The following is a 305-nucleotide window of genomic DNA, read 5'->3' as shown; positions in this document are numbered from 1 at the left end:
CTCCAGATCGCGGCCAGTTGTTGCTCCAGCGCCGTACGCGGGGCCACGTAGCCCTGTTGTAGCTGGCTGGCGTCGGGCTTCGGCAGGGCCTTGCGGTCCAGCTTGCCGTTGGCCGTCAGCGGCCACTGCTCCAGCACCAGGAAGTGGGTCGGGACCATGTAGTCCGGCAGGTTGGCTTTCAGGTGCTGTTTCAGCGTGTCGCGCAGGGCGGCGTGGTCGGTGGATGGGTCTTGAGCGATCAGGTAGGCCGCCAGTTGCTTGCCCCCTGCCCCGTCGATATCCAGCACCAGCACTTCGCGCACGGC

Annotated in this window: 1 pseudogene; it reads right to left on the bottom strand. The window is 66.9% G+C overall.

Features of this window, described 5'->3' with window-relative positions:
* Window positions 1-305 (bottom strand): annotated as a pseudogene (locus tag CC207_RS22555) (hypothetical protein); the annotation flags it as partial.

Origin of the sequence: Pseudomonas sp. DrBHI1 (assembly GCF_002205115.1) — a bacterium.
GTDB lineage: Bacteria > Pseudomonadota > Gammaproteobacteria > Pseudomonadales > Pseudomonadaceae > Aquipseudomonas > Aquipseudomonas mosselii.
The sequence above is the reverse complement of the archived record's forward strand: the minus strand, read 5'-3'. Positions and strand labels throughout refer to the sequence as shown.